16 protein-coding genes are annotated in these 16294 nt (G+C 71.4%); 4 read left to right on the forward strand and 12 right to left on the reverse strand.

The window, feature by feature from the left end; all coding sequences use genetic code 11:
- Positions 1–3 precede the first annotated feature (3 nt).
- The gene (locus TNCT1_RS02275; RefSeq protein ID WP_373920451.1) at positions 4–897 is read right to left on the reverse strand and encodes a LysR substrate-binding domain-containing protein; all 894 of its coding nucleotides are present in this window, start codon (positions 895–897) and stop codon (positions 4–6) included.
- Between the two features lie 119 nt (positions 898–1016).
- Here TNCT1_RS02275 and TNCT1_RS02280 point away from each other — a divergent pair, with 119 nt between their 5' ends.
- Both TNCT1_RS02280 and TNCT1_RS02285 read left to right on the forward strand, forming a co-directional pair.
- Positions 1017–2306, forward strand: coding sequence for an MFS transporter (locus TNCT1_RS02280; RefSeq protein WP_143627574.1), 1290 nt, complete (start codon positions 1017–1019; stop codon positions 2304–2306).
- 178 nt (positions 2307–2484) lie between these two features.
- On the forward strand, positions 2485–3498 hold the full coding sequence (locus TNCT1_RS02285; RefSeq protein ID WP_143627576.1) for a sigma-70 family RNA polymerase sigma factor: 1014 nt from the start codon (positions 2485–2487) through the stop codon (positions 3496–3498).
- Here TNCT1_RS02285 and TNCT1_RS02290 read toward each other — a convergent pair.
- Positions 3382–3768 carry an STAS domain-containing protein gene (locus TNCT1_RS02290; RefSeq protein WP_143627578.1) on the reverse strand — a complete coding sequence of 129 codons (387 nt, stop codon included), beginning with the start codon at positions 3766–3768 and terminating at the stop codon, positions 3382–3384. The genes TNCT1_RS02285 and TNCT1_RS02290 overlap by 117 nt on opposite strands.
- Before the next feature lie 76 nt (positions 3769–3844).
- Between TNCT1_RS02290 and TNCT1_RS02295 the strand changes: the two genes are divergently transcribed.
- Positions 3845–4765: an AEC family transporter gene (locus TNCT1_RS02295; RefSeq protein WP_143627580.1), complete on the forward strand. Its 921-nt coding sequence runs from the start codon at positions 3845–3847 to the stop codon at positions 4763–4765.
- Positions 4766–4772: 7 nt separating this feature from the next.
- On the opposite strand, the gene TNCT1_RS02300 is transcribed toward TNCT1_RS02295, so the two are convergent.
- The 8 genes from TNCT1_RS02300 to TNCT1_RS02335 all read right to left on the reverse strand — a co-directional run bounded on the left by TNCT1_RS02300 (position 4773) and on the right by TNCT1_RS02335 (position 13964).
- The gene (locus TNCT1_RS02300; protein WP_143627582.1) at positions 4773–5357 is read right to left on the reverse strand and encodes a Uma2 family endonuclease; all 585 of its coding nucleotides are present in this window, start codon (positions 5355–5357) and stop codon (positions 4773–4775) included.
- 119 nt (positions 5358–5476) lie between these two features.
- Positions 5477–6760, reverse strand: coding sequence for a thymidine phosphorylase (locus tag TNCT1_RS02305; protein ID WP_143627584.1), 1284 nt, complete (start codon positions 6758–6760; stop codon positions 5477–5479).
- 72 nt (positions 6761–6832) lie between these two features.
- The gene (locus TNCT1_RS02310; RefSeq protein ID WP_143627586.1) at positions 6833–7237 is read right to left on the reverse strand and encodes a cytidine deaminase; all 405 of its coding nucleotides are present in this window, start codon (positions 7235–7237) and stop codon (positions 6833–6835) included.
- Positions 7234–8523, reverse strand: a complete 1290-nt coding sequence (locus tag TNCT1_RS02315) for an ABC transporter permease (protein WP_143627588.1) — start codon at positions 8521–8523, stop codon at positions 7234–7236. Before TNCT1_RS02315 ends, TNCT1_RS02310 begins: the two co-directional genes overlap by 4 nt.
- Complete coding sequence (locus TNCT1_RS02320; RefSeq protein WP_143627590.1) at positions 8523–9650, reverse strand: ABC transporter permease; 1128 nt, start codon at positions 9648–9650, stop codon at positions 8523–8525. The genes TNCT1_RS02315 and TNCT1_RS02320 overlap by 1 nt, the downstream gene beginning before the upstream one ends.
- Entirely contained in the window at positions 9647–11173 is a 1527-nt protein-coding gene (locus tag TNCT1_RS02325) for an ABC transporter ATP-binding protein (protein WP_174266141.1), read from the reverse strand. Before TNCT1_RS02325 ends, TNCT1_RS02320 begins: the two co-directional genes overlap by 4 nt.
- Positions 11174–11372: 199 nt before the next feature.
- A complete protein-coding gene (locus TNCT1_RS02330; protein WP_143627594.1) occupies positions 11373–12428 on the reverse strand; it encodes a BMP family protein in 1056 nt (351 codons plus the stop codon).
- Positions 12429–12740: 312 nt separating this feature from the next.
- Positions 12741–13964 (reverse strand): amidohydrolase, encoded by a 1224-nt coding sequence (locus TNCT1_RS02335; protein ID WP_174266112.1) that lies wholly within the window; start codon positions 13962–13964, stop codon positions 12741–12743.
- Between the two features lie 425 nt (positions 13965–14389).
- Between TNCT1_RS02335 and TNCT1_RS02340 the strand changes: the two genes are divergently transcribed.
- Positions 14390–15046, forward strand: a complete 657-nt coding sequence (locus tag TNCT1_RS02340; protein ID WP_143627596.1) for a class I SAM-dependent methyltransferase — start codon at positions 14390–14392, stop codon at positions 15044–15046.
- Between the two features lie 10 nt (positions 15047–15056).
- Here the strand turns inward: TNCT1_RS02340 and TNCT1_RS02345 are convergent, their stop codons facing one another.
- Together TNCT1_RS02345 and TNCT1_RS02350 are read right to left on the reverse strand one after the other, a co-directional pair.
- A complete protein-coding gene (locus tag TNCT1_RS02345) occupies positions 15057–15383 on the reverse strand; it encodes an antibiotic biosynthesis monooxygenase (RefSeq protein WP_143627598.1) in 327 nt (108 codons plus the stop codon).
- Between the two features lie 33 nt (positions 15384–15416).
- Entirely contained in the window at positions 15417–16289 is an 873-nt protein-coding gene (locus TNCT1_RS02350; RefSeq protein ID WP_143627600.1) for a hypothetical protein, read from the reverse strand.
- Between the last annotated feature and the right edge of the window lie 5 nt (positions 16290–16294).

A 16294-nucleotide genomic window follows, 5' to 3' on the forward strand; every position in this document is an offset into this window, starting at 1 on the left:
CCCTCAGGGCAGCAGGCTCCCCCTCCTGGAGAGCAGGAACTTCTTGAAGGCCGCCACCGGTGGCGTGTCCGGGCGGTCGGCCAGCCAGGCGACGCCGATCTCCCGGGCCGCCCTCGGCGCCGTGACCGACAGTTCCACCACACCCGGGCGCGGCACCGTGGGCGGCGGCAGCAGGGCCACCCCGAGGCCGGCCGCCACCAGGCCCCGCAGGGTCTCCGCCTCCTCGCCCTCGAAGGCGATGCGGGGCTTGAACCCGGCCTCGCGGCAGAGGTCGTCGGTGATGCGGCGCAGGCCGTAGCCCGGCTCCAGGGTGACGAACGTCTCCTCGGACGCCTCGGCCAGCCGGATGCGGCGGCGGGCGGCCATGCGGTGGTCGGCCGGGACGACCAGGCGCAGCTTCTGCTCGTCCAGGCGGCGGGCGACGAGGTCGGGGGCGTCCGGAACCGGGGAGGTCAGGCAGAGGTCCAGCTCACCGGCGCGCAGCCGCTCCAGCATCGCCTCGCCGTAGTTCTGGACCAGGCTGAAGCGGATGCGCGGGTGGTCGGCGCGGAAGGCGTGCAGCAGGCCGGGTACGGTCTCGGCGCCCATGGTGTGCAGGAAGCCGAAGGCGACCTTGCCGGTGGCCGGGTCGGCGTCGGCGCGCACCTCCTCGGCGGCGCGCTCGATCTCGGCGAGGGCGCGTTCGACGGAGGCGAGGAAGGTGCGCCCGGCGGTGGTGAGGGAGACCGTGCGGCCGTGCCGGGCGAACAGGGTGACGCCGAGGTCCTGTTCCAGCCGGACCATGGCCCGCGAGAGCGTGGACTGGGGGACGTTCATCTCGTGCGCGGCCCGGGTGACGTGCTCGGTGCGGGCGACGCCGGCGAAGTACGCCAGGCGCGGCGCGAGCGACGTCGCCATGTCTTCCGTGTCACTGAACGGTGACAGCCGACCCCGTGACCTCTGCTCATGCTCCACGGGAACGATTATGACGATTCCGTGCATTGGACGGATCAGTGGGCCGTGCATAGCGTCGAGGCATGTCTCCCGCCAGTACCGGGGCGTCCGCCACCGTGGACGCCGTCCCGTCCGTCCCCTCCCCCGACTCCGCGACCGACTCCCGGATGACTCCGGGCGGCCCCGGCTACCGCCGGATGAGCTTCGCCCTGTTCCTCGCCGGGGTCGCGACCTTCGCCCTGCTCTACTCCACCCAGGCCCTGCTGCCGCTGATCTCCGGCGAGTTCGGGGTGGCGGCGAGCGAGGCGAGCTGGACGGTGGCGGCCGCCACCGGCGGTCTGGCGCTGTTCGTGCTGCCGATGAGCGCCCTGTCCGAGCGCTTCGGCCGCCGGACGGTGATGACGGCCTCGCTGGCGGTCGCGGTGGGCGTGGGTCTGCTGGTGCCCTTCGCGCCGTCGATCGGCGCGCTGGTCGTGCTGCGGGCGGTGCAGGGCGCGGCGCTGGCGGGTCTGCCCGCCTCGGCGACGGCGTACCTGGCCGAGGAGGTCCGGCCGAAGGCCCTGGTCACGGCCATCGGGCTGTTCGTGGCGGGCAACAGCGTGGGCGGGATGAGCGGCCGGGTGATCACCGGCTGGGTGGCGCAGGAGTGGGGCTGGCGGGTCGCCGTCGGTGTGATCGGCGTGGTCGCGGTGGCCTGCGCGGCGGCGTTCCGGCTGCTGCTGCCCGCCCCGAGGCACTTCCGCGCCGGCTCGCTGCGGCCCCGGGTGCTGCTGGGCACGGTGCGCGCTCACCTCGGCGACCCGCTGCTGCGCCGGCTGTACGCGATCGGCGCGCTGTTCATGACGGTGTTCGGCGGTGTGTACACGGTGATCGGCTACCGGCTGACGCAGGCGCCGTTCTCCCTGCCGCAGGGCATCGTCGGCTCGATCTTCCTGGTGTACCTGGTCGGCACGGTGTCGGCGTCGACGGCCGGCCGGCTGGTGGGCCGGCTGGGCCGCCGCGGCGCGCTCTACCTGGCGGGCGGTACGACGGCGGCGGGCCTGCTGCTGTCCCTGGCGCCCTCGCTGCCGCTGGTCCTGCTGGGCCTGGTGCTGATCACGGCGGGCTTCTTCGCCGGCCACGCGGTCGCCTCCTCGGCGGTGGGCAGGACGGCCGAGCACGGCCGCGCCCAGGCCTCAGCCCTGTACCAGTCCGCGTACTACATCGGCTCCAGCGCGGGCAGCACGCTGGGCGCGACGGCCTTCCACGCCGGCGGCTGGGCGGGAACGGTCGGCGTGGGCGTCCTGGCGGTCCTCGGCGTCGTGACCATCACGCTCCTGGGGTCCCGGGCGGCCCGGGTGTCGGCCCGTCGGGAGCCGGTGCCGGCGCACTGAGACGACGCGCGGCCGAACGGGCGGGCACCGGAGTCGGTGCCCGCCCGTTCGGGTGCGGGAACCGGTCCCGGCCGGGCATTTTCCTGCTCCGGGCGCCATTGTCAGTGGGCTGCGGTAGCTTCCGAAGTACTGGGGCGCGAAGGCGCGCCACGGGGACGGCCACAGGGGTGGGTGCGTGATGGGCAGCGGAACGGCGGCGACGGAACTCGACACCGCACTGGAGAAGCACCGGACCGAGCTGACCGGGTACTGCTACCGGATGCTCGGCTCCTCCTTCGAGGCCGAGGACGCGGTGCAGGACACGCTGGTGCGGGCCTGGCGGAGCTACGACAAGTTCGAGGGCCGTTCCTCCCTGCGCTCGTGGCTGTACCGGATCGCGACGAACGTGTGCCTGGACATGCTGACGGCGGGCAACAAGCGGGCCCGGCCGATGGACCTGACCGACTCGACGCCGCTCGCCCGGGCGGCGCTCTCCCCCCGCCCCGACAACACCTGGCTGGAGCCGATGCCGGACGCGCGCGTACTGCCGACGGTGGAGGACCCGGCGGAGGCGGCGGTCGCCAAGGAGTCGGTCCGGCTGGCGTTCATGGCGGCCCTGCAGCAACTGCCGCCGAAGCAGCGGGCGGTGCTGATCCTGCGCGAGGTGCTGGCCTGGCGGGCGAGTGAGGTCGCCGAGCTGCTGGGCACCACGGTCGCCTCCGTCAACAGCGCCCTGCAGCGGGCCCGGGCCACGCTCGCCGAGCGGGACTCCGAGACCGCGGCCGGGGCGGTGTCCGACCCGCTGGACGAGGAGCAGCGAAGACTCCTCGAGCGCTACGTGAAGGCGTTCGAGGGCTACGACATGACGGCGCTCACGGCGCTGCTGCACGAGGACGCCGTCATGACGATGCCGCCGTTCGACCTGTGGCTGCGCGGCCCGCAGGACATCACCGGCTTCATGACCACCCTGGGCGCCTCCTGCGCCGGTTCCAGGCTGCTGCCGGTGCGGGCGAACGGCCTGCCGGGGTTCGCGCACTACAAGCCGGACGAGGAGAAGGGCGGCTTCACCCCCTGGGCGGTGCAGGTGCTGGAGGTGTCAGACGGCCGGATCACCGGCTTCCACTGCTTCCTGGACACCGCGCGCTGGTTCCCGCTCTTCGGCCTCCCCCTCCACCTGGAAGCGGAGTCCGACCAGGTCGAGAAGGGCGCGTAGCGCGGGGTCGGGCCCGCGCAGCCGTATCCGCCCGCCGGCCCGGCGTGCGGCGAGCTCCAGCCGGGCCAGCAGATCCACGGTCCGCAGCCCCGGCGGGCCGAGCCCGGCCACGTCGCACACGACGACCGCGGCGCCACCGGCCTCCAGCAGCGTCCGCACGTCGGCGCACAGGCCCGGCACCTCGGCAGGGGTGACGGGTCCGGGCAGTACGAGCACTGCGGGTGTCTTGGCGTCCACGTGCGGTAGACCGGTGGCACGCGCGCAACTCATCGCCGGGCCTTCGGCGGGCACGCCCGGACGGAGATCACATTGACCGGCGGTCGTGCCCCGGCGCAGGGTTGGGGCCGTGACGGGGGTGCTGAGCGGGTTCGCGGTGATCGCGGTCGTCATCGGGGCGGGCCACGTGCTCGGGTGGCGCGGCACCCTCGGTGATCCGGGCCGCGAGGTGCTGACCCGGCTGGCGTTCTCGGTGGCGGGACCGGCCCTGCTGTTCCGGACGCTGGCGGGGGCCGACCTCTCCGTGCTGTTCTCCAGCCGCCTGCTGGTGACGGCGCTGAGCACGGCCGCGGTCTCGGCGGCCTTCGTGGCGGTGGGCGCGCTGCGGCACTGGGGCGTGGGCCGCACCACGATCGGCGCCCTGTGCGCGGGGTACGTCAACTCCGGCAACCTCGGCATCCCGATCGCCGCCTACGTCCTGGGCGACGCGTCCCTGGTGGCCCCGGTCCTGCTGTTCCAGGTCGTCCTCGTCACGCCCGTCGCCCTGACCGTCCTGGACCTGACGGGCGCCGGCGAGAAGGGCACGGTGTGGCGGCGGCTGCTGACGCCGCTGCGCAATCCGATCGCGGTGGGCTCGCTGACGGGGGTGGTGGTCTCGGCGTCGGGCTGGCGGATCCCGGGCCCCGTCATGGAGCCGGTCACCATGATCGGCAACATGTCGGTCCCGGCGGCGCTGCTGGTCTTCGGCATGTCCCTGCGCGGCAGCGCGGCTCCCGGCCGGGGGCTCGACCGGCACCCGGTCCTGCTGTCGGTGGCGCTGAAGTCCCTGGGCCAGCCGCTGGTGGCCTGGGTGCTGGCCCGCGGCCTCTTCGGCCTGCACGGCGCGCCCCTGCTGGACGTGGTCGTCACCTCCGCCCTGCCGGCCGCCCAGAACCTGTTCACCTACGCCAGCCGCTACCAGGTCGCCGAATCCCTGGCCCGCGAGTCGGTCCTGCTGTCGACGGTGGTCTCGGTGCCAGTGCTGGTGGGGGTGGCGACGGTACTGGGGTGAGGGCGCGTCAGTCGACGGGGAACTCGCCCGTGTCGATGGTGATGCCGAACGGTTCCGGCAACTTGATGGGATCGCCGAACTTCACGGCTTGGAGGACTCGGTAGACCTCGCCCTTCGGCTCTCCGTAGAGCGTGACGGTGGGACCTCCGGGGGCCCAGCGGTCGACGAGGAGATAGAGCGGAATGTCGGCCGTGGCGTAAGCAGCGGGCTTGCTGACGCGATCGTGCCGGGCATTGGACTTGGAGGTCACTTCGACGACGAGTTCGGCCAGGGATGCCGGGATGTGTGAGTCCGCCTCCGGACGTTCCGGCACCGGAGCGACCACCAGGTCAGGGATGAGCATGCCCATCCTCGACGGCACGGCGATTGCCAGGGTCTGGAAGATCTCCCAGTCTTCGGAGATCACGGTATAGAGGCGACGCTGGATGCGAGCCGCGATCACATTGTGGCGGAACGCGGGAGCAGGTGACACGGTGATGATCCCCTCGATGATCTCCACCTTGCTGCCCTCGGGCCATTCCATCTCCTCCCAGTACCGGACGAGGTCGTCCCAGTTCTGGTCGGGGTCCTGGCTGACGGTGAGTGCGCTCACGGCGGTCTCCTATCGGTGCGTCGCCGATCCCAGCATGCCGAACGGGACCGGCGGCGGTCCACCGGTCCCGTTCGCCCGAAAGGGCTACGGCCTCCGCGGCCTCCGGCCACGGGCCCCGGTCAGGCGATGCGCTCCAGCACCACCGGCGACGGCGTGAAGGCCGTGCCCGGGGCCGCGATGTCGTAGGTGCCCTCGACCGCCTGGAGCGCGTACTCGAAGCGCTCGGGGGTGTCGGTGTGCAGGGTCAGCAGCGGCTGGCCCTCGGTCACCGTGTCGCCCGGCTTGGCGTGCATCTCCACGCCCGCCGCCGCCTGCACCGGGTCCTCCTTGCGGGCGCGGCCCGCGCCGAGACGCCAGGCGGCGACGCCGATGCCGTAGGCGTCCAGCCGGGTCAGGACGCCGGACGCGGACGCCTTGATGACGTGCTGCTCCTTCGACGTGGGCAGCGCGGCGTCCGGGTCGCCGCCCTGGGCCGCGATCATCCGGCGCCACACGTCCATCGCCGAGCCGTCGGCCAGCGCCTTCGCCGGGTCGGCGTCCTTGATGCCGGCCGCGTCGAGCATCTCGCGGGCCAGGGCGACGGTCAGTTCGACCACGTCCGCCGGGCCGCCGCCCGCGAGGACCTCGACCGACTCGCGGACCTCGAGCGCGTTGCCGGCCGTGAGGCCGAGCGGGGTGGACATGTCGGTCAGCAGCGCGACCGTCCGCACCCCGTGGTCGGTGCCCAGGCCGACCATCGTGGAGGCCAGCTCACGGGCGTCCTCGATGGTCTTCATGAAGGCGCCGGAGCCCACCTTCACGTCGAGCACCAGGGAGCCGGTGCCCTCGGCGATCTTCTTCGACATGATCGAGGACGCGATCAGCGGGATCGCCTCGACCGTGCCGGTCACGTCGCGCAGGGCGTAGAGCTTCTTGTCGGCCGGGGCCAGGCCGTCGCCGGCCGCGCAGATCACCGCGCCGGTGGTGTCGAGGACGTGCAGCATCTCCTCGTTGGACAGCAGCGCGCGCCAGCCGGGGACGGACTCCAGCTTGTCCAGGGTGCCGCCGGTGTGGCCGAGGCCCCGGCCGGAGAGCTGCGGCACGGCCGCGCCGCAGGCCGCGACCAGCGGGGCCAGCGGGAGCGTGATCTTGTCGCCGACGCCGCCGGTGGAGTGCTTGTCGGCCGTCGGGCGGGACAGCGAGGAGAAGTCCATGCGCTCGCCGGAGGCGATCATGGCCGCGGTCCAGCGGGCGATCTCCCGGCGGTTCATCCCGTTCAGCAGGATCGCCATGGCGAGCGACGACATCTGCTCGTCGGCGACCTCGCCGCGGGTGTACGCGTCGATGACCCAGTCGATCTGCTCGTCGGTCAGCTCACCGCGGTCCCGCTTGGTGCGGATGACGGAGATGGCGTCCATGGCCATGGCTATGGCTTCCTTCCGGGAGGTGCGAAGTGCACGGCCCCCCTGAGCGGGTCAGGGGGGCCGTACGGGGAGTTACTTGGTGAGATGGCCCGGGCCGAAAGCCTGGGGCAGCATCTCGGAGAGCGCCAGGACGCCCTCGGGGGTGTCCAGCAGCAGGCCGGGACCGCCGAACTCGTACAGCAGCTGGCGGCAGCGGCCGCACGGCACCAGCAGGGCGCCCTCGCCGTCCACGCAGGTGAAGTGCGTGAGGCGGCCGCCGCCCGTGCGCTGGAGCTGCGAGACGAGCCCGCACTCGGCGCACAGGCCGAGCCCGTAGGAGGCGTTCTCCACGTTGCAGCCGGTGACCGTGCGCCCGTCGTCGACCAGCGCGGCCACGCCGACCGGGTAGCCCGAGTAGGGGACGTAGGCGTGGGTCATGGCCTCCCGCGCCTCGGCGCGCAGCGGCTCCCAGTCGAAGCCGGCGTCCGGCGCCGTCACTTGCCCTGCCCCTTCCGGTACCGCATGCCGTCCGCCTTGGGCATGCGCAGCCGCTGGGCGGAGAGCGAGAGCACCAGCAGCGTCACGACGTACGGCGTGGCGCCCACGAAGTCGCTCGGGACCTCGTCGGTGAGCAGATACCAGGCCAGGACCAGGCCGCCCACGAGGAGGCTGACGGCGCCCTGCCAGACGGCCGAGCGGTACAGCTTCCAGCCGGCCAGGACCACGAGCAGGACGACCAGCAGGAGCAGCAGCGCGTGCACGGTGGTGCCGCCGTTGCGCAGCTGCAGCGCGTCGGAGTAGCCGAACAGGCCGGCGCCCATGGCCAGACCGCCCGGCCGCCAGTTGCCGAAGATCATCGCCGCGAGGCCGATGTAGCCGCGTCCGCCGGTCTGGCCCTCCAGGTAGGTGTGGGAGGTGACCAGGGCGAGGAACGCGCCGCCGAGCCCGGCGAGGCCGCCGGAGACGGCCACGGCCATGTACTTGTACTGGTAGACGTTGACGCCGAGCGACTCCGCGGCGACCGGGTTCTCGCCGCAGGAGCGCAGCCGCAGGCCGAACGAGGTGCGCCACAGCAGCCACCAGCTGCCGGCGAACAGCAGCACGGCCAGGATCGTCACCACCGACAGGTCGGTGATCAGACCGCCGATGATGCCCGCGAGGTCGGAGACCAGGAACCAGTGGTGGTTCTGCACCGTCTGCAGGCCGTCGGACAGGCCAGGCACGGTGACGTGCGGCAGCGAGTCCACCGGCGGGGACTGCTTGGGGTTGCCGCCCGCCTCCGCCGGCTTGCCCTCGGCGAAGAAGAGCTTGGCGAGGTACTGGGTGGCGCCGAGCGCGAGCAGGTTGACCGCGACGCCGGAGACGATGTGGTCGACGCCGAAGGTGATGGTGGCGACGGCGTGCACCAGGCCGCCGAGGACACCGAAGCCGATGCCGCACAGCAGGCCCAGCCAGGGGTTGGTCTGCCAGCCGACCCAGCCGGCGCCGAAGGTGCCGAGGATCATCATGCCCTCGAGGCCGATGTTGACCACACCGGCCCGCTCGGACCACAGACCGGCGAGACCGGCGAGACCGATGGGCACGGCGAGGCCGAGGGCCGCGCCGACCTGTCCTTCGGAGGTGAGCTGGTCGGCGCCGGTGATGACGCGGACCGCGGCCACCAGCAGCAGCGCACCCGCGACGATCATGAGGATCTGGCCGAGCGACCGGCCCGAGCGCTTGCCGGCCTCGCCCCTCGCCTTGGGCGCCGCGGGCGGCGGCGCGTCGGTCATCGTGGCAGTCATCACGCCACCTCCTGCTTCATCGTCGGGGCGGCGGCCTGGGCGGCGAGTTCGGCGCCGACCCGCTGCTGCTGGCGCTTGAGGCCGTAGCGGCGGACGACCTCGTAGGCGATCACGACGCACAGGACGATGACGCCCTGGATCACGCCGAGGATCTCCTTGTCGTAGCCCTGGAACTCCAGGTGGTTGGTGGTGCGCTCCAGGAAGCCCCACAGGAGGGCGCCGAGCGCGATGCCGATCGGGCTGTTGCGGCCGAGCAGCGCGATGGCGATGCCGGTGAAGCCGATGCCCGCCGGGAAGTCGTTGCTGAACTGGTGGCTGTCGTTGAGCAGGGTCGGCATGCCGATGAGACCGGCCACCGCACCCGAGATGATCATGCTGGTGGCGACCATCTTCTTCACCCCGACACCGCTCGCGGCGGCGGCGGTGTCGGACTGGCCGACGGTGCGCAGGTCGAAGCCGAACCGGGTGCGGCCGAGCACGAACCAGTAGCCGATGCCGACGACCACGGCGATGACGATGAAGCCCCACAGGACGCCGGCCGGGCCGGTGTCGATGCTGAAGAAGTACGAGGACGACGGCAGCGGCTTGGTGGAGACGAGGGTGCCCGCCTGGTCGAGCTGGCCCAGCTTCCCGGGCTGCAGCAGGTAGGCGATGATCGCGGTGGCGATCGAGTTCAGCATGATCGTCGAGATGACCTCGCTGACGCCGCGGGTCACCTTGAGCACGCCGGCGATGGCCGCCCACAGGGCGCCGGTCGCCATCGCGCAGATGACGATCAGGGGGATGGCGATCCAGCCGGGGACAGTCAGCGCGCCGCCGAGGACGGCGGCGATGAACGCGGCGAGCCGGTACTGGCCGTCGACACCGATGTTGAACAGGTTCATGCGGAAGCCGATGGCCACCGCGACGCCCGCGAGGTAGTAGGTCGTCGCCTTGTTCAGGATGTAGACCTGGCTGTCGCTGGCGAAGCCGTAGGTCACCATGTCGCTGAAGGCGTCGCCCGGGTTCTTGCCGGTGGCGAGGATCACCAGGGTGGTGACGACGAGCGCGGCGACGATCGCCAGCAGCGGCGCCGCGATCCCGAGGAGCAGCCGCTCCTTGTCGATCCGTGAGGTCAGCTTCTTCATCGCTCGTCGTCCTCTGTGTGCTCCAGGTGGCCGGAGGCCGCACCCGTCATGGCGGAGCCCAGCTCCTCGGGGGTGATGGTGGCGGGGTCGGCGTCGGCGACCAGACGGCCCCGGTACATCACCCGCAGGGTGTCGGAGAGCCCGATGAGCTCGTCCAGGTCGGCGGAGATCAGCAGCACGGCCAGACCCGCGCGGCGGGCCTGCCGGATGTGGTCCCAGATCGCCGCCTGCGCGCCGACGTCCACACCGCGGGTGGGGTGGGCGGCGATGAGCAGCTTGGGGTCGTGGCTCATCTCGCGGCCGACGATCAGCTTCTGCTGGTTGCCGCCGGACAGCGAGGCGGCGGTCACCTCGATGCCGGGGGTGCGGACGTCGTAGTCGCGGACGATGCGCTCGGTGTCGGTCCGGGCGGCCTTGATGTCGAGCAGTCCGCCGCGCGAGTTGGGGCGCTCGGTGACGTGGCCGAGGATGCGGTTCTCCCACAGCGGCGCCTCGAGGAGCAGGCCGTGGCGGTGGCGGTCCTCGGGGATGTAGCCGACGCCGGCCTCACGGCGGCGGCGGGTGGGGGTGTGGGAGATGTCCTCGCCGTCCAGCGTGACGACGCCGGCGTCCGGGTCCCGCATGCCCATGATCGCCTCGACCAGCTCGGACTGGCCGTTGCCCTCCACACCGGCTATGCCGAGGACCTCGCCCTTGTGGATGGTGAAGGAGATCTCGTCGAGGATGACGCGCTCGACGCCGTCCAGGTCGGTCTGGGACAGGTGCAGCTTGTCCACCGTGAGCATGGGGGCGTCCGTGACGGTGGACTCCTCCGTCTCCGGGGTCGGCAGTTCGCTGCCGACCATCATCTCGGCGAGCTGCTTGGAGGTGGTGCTGCGCGGCTCGGCCGTGCCGACCGTGGTACCGCGCCGGATGACGGTGATCTCGTCGGCGACGGAGAGCACCTCGCCCAGCTTGTGGGAGATGAAGATGACGGTGAGGCCCTCGGCCTTCAGCTCGCGGAGGTTGTCGAAGAGCGCGTCGACCTCCTGCGGCACGAGCACGGCGGTCGGCTCGTCCAGGATGAGGGTCCGGGCGCCGCGGTAGAGGACCTTGAGGATCTCCACGCGCTGGCGGTCGGCGACGCCGAGCTCCTCCACCAGGACGTCGGGCCGCACGCCGAGGCCGTACGCGTCGGAGATCTCCCTGATCTTCGTGCGCGCCTTGCCGCCGATGCCGTACAGCTTCTCCGCGCCGAGGACGACGTTCTCGAGGACGGTGAGGTTGTCGGCGAGCATGAAGTGCTGGTGGACCATGCCGATGCCGCGGGCGATGGCGTCACCGGGGTTGCCGAAGGTGACCTGTTCGCCGTTGATCTTGATGGTGCCCTCGTCCGGCTGCTGCATGCCGTAGAGGATCTTCATCAGGGTGGACTTGCCGGCGCCGTTCTCGCCGCAGAGGGCGTGTACGGTGCCCGTGCGGACCGTGATGTCGATGTCGCGGTTGGCGACGACGCCGGGGAAACGCTTGGTGATGCCGCGCAGTTCGACGGCAGCGGGAGGGCTGGACGCGTTGATGGCGCACTCTCCTCGGGGAAAGGGGCTGCGGGGGGAGGGCAGGCGTCGGCGACGCTAGCGCGGCAACTCGATGCTACACGCGTAGAGTTGACACATTGTTATGGCTCGGCGGGGGGCTGCGGAAGCCGCCCCCGCGCCGAGCCCGGGTCCCACGGGACCCGTCAGGTCACGGGGTGGTCTTGACCTTGACGGAGCCGTCGACGATCTTCTTCTTCGCCGCGTCCAGCTTGGCCTGGATGTCGTCGATGAAGCCGCCGCTGGTGGACAGCGAGACGCCGTCCTTGCTCAGCGAGTAGGTGTTGGTGCCGGTCAGTGGCTTGCCGTCGTGCACGGACTTGACGAAGTCGTACACGCCGAGGTCCACGTTCTTGACCATCGAGGTCAGGATGGAGTTCTTGTACTTGGCCAGACCCGGGATGCTGTACTGGTCGGAGTCCACGCCGATCGCCCAGGCGCCCTTGACGCCGTTGACGGCCTCGATCGCGCCGTTGCCGGAGGAGCCGGCCGCCGAGTAGATCACGTCGGCGCCGTTGTCCAGCATGCCCTGCGCGGCTTCCTTGCCCTTGTCGGGGCTGGCGAAGCCGGAGGTGTCCGAGCCGTGGCTCAGGTACTGGGTGTCGACCTTGATCTTCGAGTTGGTGTCCTTGACGCCCTGGACGTAACCCGCCTCGAACTTCTTGATCAGCGGGACGTCGACACCACCGATGAAGCCGACGTGGTCCTTCTTGGTCTTCAGCGCGGCGGCGACACCGGCCAGGTAGGAGCCCTGCTCCTCGGTGAAGGTGATGCTGTCGACGTTCTTGGCGTCCACCACCGAGTCGACGATGCCGAAGCTGGTCTTGGGGTACTTCGCCGCGACCTTGGACATCGAGGCGGCGTACGCGTAGCCGACACCGATGATCGGGCTGTACCCGGCCTCGGCCATGTCGGACAGGCGCTGCTCGCGGTCGGCCTCGGTGTCCGAGGTCTTCGCGGTCAGCTCCTTGATCTCGCCGCCGAACTCCTTCTTCGCCTTGTCGGCACCGCGCGCGGCGGAGTCGTTGAAGGAGCGGTCACCACGGCCGCCGACGTCGAAGGCGAGACCGATCTTGACGCCCTTGCCGTCGCCGGAGGAGGACGACGACTTGTCGTTGTCGGAGGAGGTGCTGCCACACGCGGTGGCAGTGAGGGCGAGAGCTGCGGTGGCGGCACACGCAGCGGAAAGCTTGGCTACCCGGCGCACGGGAAGGCTCCTTCACCTGACCTGAGCGCCTGTCGGCGCTTGATGTGAGCACCGGATCGGTGCTCCAGCCGAGACGCCCCGACGGCGTCGGCTTCGCGGCATCGTAACGCGCGTAGATGTCGCAAAAAACCCCCTCACGAAGCCGTTATCTATTCGAGGCAAACACCGCCTGAACTCGGCGTACCGGACCTCTCACACCCTTGTTGCGCACAGCGCACGGTTGGCTCACGAGTGTGTTGCGCCGCGGCGGCCCGGCCGCCCCGGGCCCCGCCGGCCCTGAGCCCGGGCCTTCCCCCGCCGGCCCGGGGCCGCCTACATGTCGTCGAGCAGCGCGGCGGCGGTGAACATCTCCACGCCGACCTTGATCGCGTACTCGTCGGCGTCGAAGTCGCCCTGGTGCAGGTCCCGGACGGTGCGGTCGCCGGGGGCGCGGACGCCGAGGCGGGCCATCGCGCCGGGCACGTTCTCCAGGTACCAGGAGAAGTCCTCGCCGCCGAGGCTCTGCTCCGTGCTCTCCACGGACTTCATACCGCGCCGGGCCACCATCGAACGGCGCAGCAGTTCGGCGGACTCCCGGTCGTTGACCACCGGCGGCACGCCCCGCACGTAGTTGATCTCCGACTTGGCGCGGTGCAGCGTGGCGATCTCGTCGATGGCCGCGTGCACGATGTCCGGGGCGTCCCGCCAGGCGTCCAGGTCGAGGCAGCGCACGGTGCCGGACAGCTCGGCGTGCTGCGGTACGACGTTCGGGGCATGGCCCGACTCGATCCGGCCCCAGGTCACGGCGAGACCGGCGCGGGTGTCGACGCGGCGGGCGACCAGCGCGGGCACGTCGATGGCGACGCGGGCGGCCGCCGTGACCAGGTCGGTGGTCAGGTGCGGGCGGGCGGTGTGCCCGCCGGGCCCGTCGAGGGCGACTTCCAGCCGGTCGCAGGCGCTGGTGATGGGCCCGTGCCGCAGTCCGATCCGGCCGGCCTCCACCTTGGGGTCGCAGTGCACGGCGAGGATCCGGCCGACGTCGTCGAGCGCACCGTCCCCGATCGCGCCGAGCGCGCCGCCGGGCAGCACCTCCTCGGCGGGCTGGAAGACCAGCCGCACCGGACGGGACAGCAGCTTCTTGGCCGCCAGGTCGGCCAGGACGAGCCCGGCGCCGAGCACCACGGCGGTGTGCATGTCGTGGCCGCAGGCGTGGGCCCGGTCCGGCACGGTGGACCGGTACGCGCAGTCGGCCTTGGTGTCCGGGATGGGCAGCGCGTCGATGTCGGCGCGCAGGGCGAGCATCGGCACGGTGGGCCGCTGCCCCTCGGGCAGACCGATGTCACAGATGAGTCCGGTGCCGGTGGCGAGGACGCGGGGGCGCAGCCCGGCCTGCTCCAGCCGCTCCTTGATCGCCGCGGTGGTGCGGAACTCCTGGTTGCCCAGCTCGGGGTGCATGTGCAGGTCACGGCGGAAGGCGACCAGTTCGGCGTGCAGGGACTCGCTGAGCACGCCGGGGAGCACGTCCCCGGGCAGTTCGGCCTCGGACTCTCGGGACATCAATTGCTTCACCCTCTGAAGGGTAGGACGCCCGACCGGTCAACTGACCCCGGATCAACAAAAGTTCAGTCCGTTAGGGGAAGAAAAATCGACCGGCGGACGCATGGCGGCGGACTTCGGTGGGTAAAACCTCTGTTTCCTTCCTCCACGCATACCACGCCTCACCGGCCTCACGCTCCCCCAGTCCGCTGAGCGGACGCACTCCGCGCCCGGACGGGCGGGCGGGGACGGGCGGTCCTCGGCGGGTACGGGGCCGTCCGCGGAGCGGCTCGCGGGGACCGGCGGGGCGAACCCAGCGGGGGCCGTAGAAGACGGGCCCAGCAAGGGCCGGAGGGGACGGGCTTAGCGCGGACCGGCGCAGGACACGGGCCGACCAACAGCGGGTCGGCCGACAGGGTGCGGGTCGGCCGATAGGGTGCGGCGCCGTGAGCGACTCGAACGCGGACTTCCTGCAGACCACCGGCTCCTCCTACGACGCGATCGCCAAGGACTACGCGTCGCGCTATCCGCACGGCCTGTCCCACCCCCTCGAACGCGCGCTGATCGGCACCTTCGCCGAGCTGGTCACCGCGAACGGCCCCGCCCCCGTCGCCGACCTCGGCAGCGGGCCCGGCGGTGTCGCCGCCCTCCTGCACGGCATGGGCGTGCCGGTCTTCGGCGTGGACGTCTCCCCCGCGATGGTGTCGCTGGCTCGCGAGGCCCACCCGGAGCTGCGCTTCCACGTCGGCTCCATGACGTCCCTTGACCTCCCGGACGCGACGCTGGGCGGCATCCTGGCGCTCTACTCCACCATCCACGTCCCGGACGTCCACCTCCCGGCCGCGTTCGCCGGCTTCCACCGCGCCCTGGTTCCCGGCGGCCACGTCCTGCTGGCCTTCCAGACCGGCGACGAGCCCGGCGGGCTCCACCTGACCGAGCGCTTCGGCCACGAGATCGACCTGCGTTACTACTGGCGCACGCCGGACCAGATGAAGTCCCTGCTCACGGGGGCGGGCCTGGAGACGGTGGCCACGGTGGTCCGGGAGCCACAGGAGGAGGAGACCCGGCCGCGGGCATTCCTGCTGGCCCGCCGGCCGGGGTGATCGCGGACCGCTAGGCGTTCTTCGGCGCGGCCTGCTGCACCACGTCGAAGGACCACAGGGTGGACCCGGAGGCGGCAGGCTTCGGCTTCTCGCCGCCCTCGCCGCCGCCCTGGTGGGCGGACTTCATCGGCCCTTCCATCCAGGCCTGGAAGGACGCCTCGTCCCGCCAGCGGGTGTAGACGAGGTACTGGTCGGTGCCCTCGACCGGCCGCAGCAGCTCGAACCACTCGAATCCGTCGGAGTTCTCCACGGCGTGCGCCCTCGACGCGAACCGCTTCTCCAGCACCTCACGCTGTTCGGCGGGCACGGACAGCACGTTGATCTTCACTACGCTCATGCCCCCATCCTGCCCCGTGCCCGCGCCGCCCGCTCACTCCCCGGCGAACAGCTCCGCCGCGTCCTCGGCATGCATCGCCCGCTGGGCCCAGACTTCGAGCCGGTTCAGGTCGGTGCAGGCGTTCACCCGGTCACGGACTGCGTCCGGCACCTCGATGCCGCGCCATTCCAAGATGTGCAGGACCATCTCGGCCTTGGCTTCCACCCTGCCTTCTTCGCGCACCTGCTCCGCCAGCGGGTGTCGCCAGAAGTACTGAGTCGCTGTCATCAGGTCCCTCCACATCTGCTTCGCCTGGGGATCGGCCAGGCAGGAGTCCACGAACTGCACGAAGACCGCGGCGGTTTCGTCATCGATGGTCTGTAGGGCGGTGGCCAGGGACTCCAGTATGGCGGGGGCCTGCCGGCCACGCCCGTGTGTCATCGCCGAAAGCACCGCAATGGGTACGTCTCTCACGGCCGACTGCTCGTCCGCGATCACCGGCACGTTGTCCGGGCCCAGCACGAGGGGCCGTACCGTCAGCGAGTGCCAGTCCCGGAACCCCAGCCGGATCGGGCGCGAGGCCCACTTGGCGGTGGCGCTGTTCTGCGTGACGACGATGAGCACCGGCTCGCAGCGGTACTTCTCGTAGAGGTAGGAGAGGTAATAGGGCCAGCTCCCCCTCTTGCGGTCGTCCACCTTCCCCTGCGACTCGATCACGAAGAGGTACGTGCCCTCGTCCGTCTCCGCCCGCAGCAGCGTGTCCACACGCCGCTCCACCGGTTCGATCTCGGTGAGATCCACGTTCAGCGCCGCGATCTGTCTCGGCTCCGGGAACGGCACGTGCAGCACCCGCTGTAAGGCACGGGTCAGCAGTGTCGGGTCCTTCTGGAAAATCCGGTGCAGCGCCTCGTGCGACGAGCCGACCATCGGCT

It is taken from the genome of Streptomyces sp. 1-11 (assembly GCF_007176755.1).
Lineage (GTDB): Bacteria > Actinomycetota > Actinomycetes > Streptomycetales > Streptomycetaceae > Streptomyces.

Coding starts and splice junctions, on each gene's coding strand:
- TNCT1_RS02275 (WP_373920451.1), bottom strand. CDS start 897: ATGGCGACGTCGCTCGCGCCGCGCCTGGCGTACTTCGCCGGCGTCGCC.
- TNCT1_RS02280 (WP_143627574.1), top strand. CDS start 1,017: ATGTCTCCCGCCAGTACCGGGGCGTCCGCCACCGTGGACGCCGTCCCG.
- TNCT1_RS02285 (WP_143627576.1), top strand. CDS start 2,485: ATGGGCAGCGGAACGGCGGCGACGGAACTCGACACCGCACTGGAGAAG.
- TNCT1_RS02290 (WP_143627578.1), bottom strand. CDS start 3,768: ATGAGTTGCGCGCGTGCCACCGGTCTACCGCACGTGGACGCCAAGACA.
- TNCT1_RS02305 (WP_143627584.1), bottom strand. CDS start 6,760: ATGGCCATGGACGCCATCTCCGTCATCCGCACCAAGCGGGACCGCGGT.
- TNCT1_RS02315 (WP_143627588.1), bottom strand. CDS start 8,523: ATGACTGCCACGATGACCGACGCGCCGCCGCCCGCGGCGCCCAAGGCG.
- TNCT1_RS02320 (WP_143627590.1), bottom strand. CDS start 9,650: ATGAAGAAGCTGACCTCACGGATCGACAAGGAGCGGCTGCTCCTCGGG.
- TNCT1_RS02335 (WP_174266112.1), bottom strand. CDS start 13,964: ATGTCCCGAGAGTCCGAGGCCGAACTGCCCGGGGACGTGCTCCCCGGC.
- TNCT1_RS02345 (WP_143627598.1), bottom strand. CDS start 15,383: ATGAGCGTAGTGAAGATCAACGTGCTGTCCGTGCCCGCCGAACAGCGT.
- TNCT1_RS02350 (WP_143627600.1), bottom strand. CDS start 16,289: ATGGTCGGCTCGTCGCACGAGGCGCTGCACCGGATTTTCCAGAAGGAC.